Annotated in this window: 1 protein-coding gene; it reads right to left on the reverse strand. The window is 74.1% G+C overall.

Annotated features, from left to right (window positions below):
• Positions 1-1,611, reverse strand: a 1,611-nt coding sequence (locus ACZ7DL_RS39050) for a polyketide synthase dehydratase domain-containing protein (RefSeq protein ID WP_470781835.1), incomplete at both ends; no start/stop codon positions are given.

Raw genomic sequence — 1,611 nt, forward strand, 5'->3', positions numbered from 1 at the left:
ACACACCACCACGCCGCAACCCGCCCTCCGGAACGGCAGGCAGCACCGCCGGCAACCACCGCTGCGCATACCAACACCCCGACCGGAACGCCAGGCCGTGACCGGTGTGGTTGGCCGGGATGCGCCGCAGCTCCTGCGCCGGCCAGGTGTCGGACAGCGGCAGGTCGACCAGGCGTACCTGCCAGTGCGGGTACTCCTTGAGCAGCGCGCCGGTGAATCCGTGGACGGCGGCGTGCGCCGGCTCGCAGGGTTCGTCCGGGGAGATCTGCTGGGTCTGGTGGGTCAGCACGGTCAGGTGCAGCTCGCGGTCGCCGTAACCGGCCGACAGCAGGGACTTGACCAGCCGGAACAGGGCGAGCACGCCGTCGTCCTGGGCGTCGGCGGACGCGATGCCGCCCTGCGCGGGCGGAGCCGCCCAGACCACGTGACCGAGTGGACCGGCGGTGCCGTCGCCGATCGCCCGCACCGCGGACTCGGCGTCCAGCACCCGGGCAGCGGGCCAGGCCCGGCGCAGTCGCTCCTCCGCGATGGAGGCGACGAGCAGGTCCGGAGCCGGTGCGGAGGGCTCGGCGGGCAGTGTGGTCGGCTCCCAGGCCGGGACGGCGTACACGCTCTCGGCGTCCCGTATGCCGCCCTCGCGCAGGTGCAGTCCCTGGATCCGGACGCACACCGTGCCGTCGTCCGCGCACAGGTCGATGTCGTACGTGCCGGGGCCCCGGGTGCCGCGTCGGGTGCGCACCCAGATCCGGTCCGGGCAGCGGCGGAACACCTCGACGGTGTCCACGGCGAAGGGCACGCCCGCGGGCGCCCCGTCCGGCCCGGCCCCGAGGGTCAGCCCGGCGACGGTCTGCAGGGCACCGTCCAGCAGGCTGGGATGCAGGTGGCACTGCTCCAGCGCGGGTGCGGCCGCGGGCCGGGCGAGTTCGGCCAGCACCTGGCCGTCGCCGAGCCGGATCCGGCCGAGTGCCCGCAGGCTCGGGCCGTGCTCGATACCGCGCGCCCGCAGGGCGGCGTAGATCTCGTCGGCCGGAAGGCCGTCGCGGTGGATGGTCGCCCGCAGTCCGTCGAGATCGAGCCGGGGCGCGGTGGGGTCGCCCAGCTCGGCGACGCCCTGGCAGTGCACCGCCGAGGCGTCGCCCAGGATGCGGTCACCGCTGTGCACGGTGAAGTAGACGGCGGAGCCGTCCCGCTTCTCCAGCGTGATGTGCAGCTCCGTGCGGCCGCCGGGTGCGGTCAGCGGCTGCGGCCAGACGATGTCGCGCAGCCGCAGGCTGTGCTCCGCCGCGCCCAGTTCTCCGAGGCCGAACTCGACTGCGGCGCGGGCCATTTCGAGGGAGACGACGCCGGGCAGCAGGGACCGTCCGCCCACGTTGTGGTCGGCGAGGAAGAACTCCGCACCGGTCAGCGTGGTGGTGAAGCGGTACGCCTGCAGGTCGGAGGTGTTGCTGTGTACGAGGGGATGCAGGGCGTCGGCGGCGGCGAGGCTCGGTGTGGCCGGCTCGGCCGCCTCGCGTACCCAGTAGCGGCGGCGGGCGAAGGGATACGTCGGCAACGGCACCCGACCGAAGCCACCCCCCGCGAACAGCACCCCGAAATCGAAGTCCTGCCCCT

Source organism: Streptomyces sp. NPDC036984 (assembly GCF_055607665.1).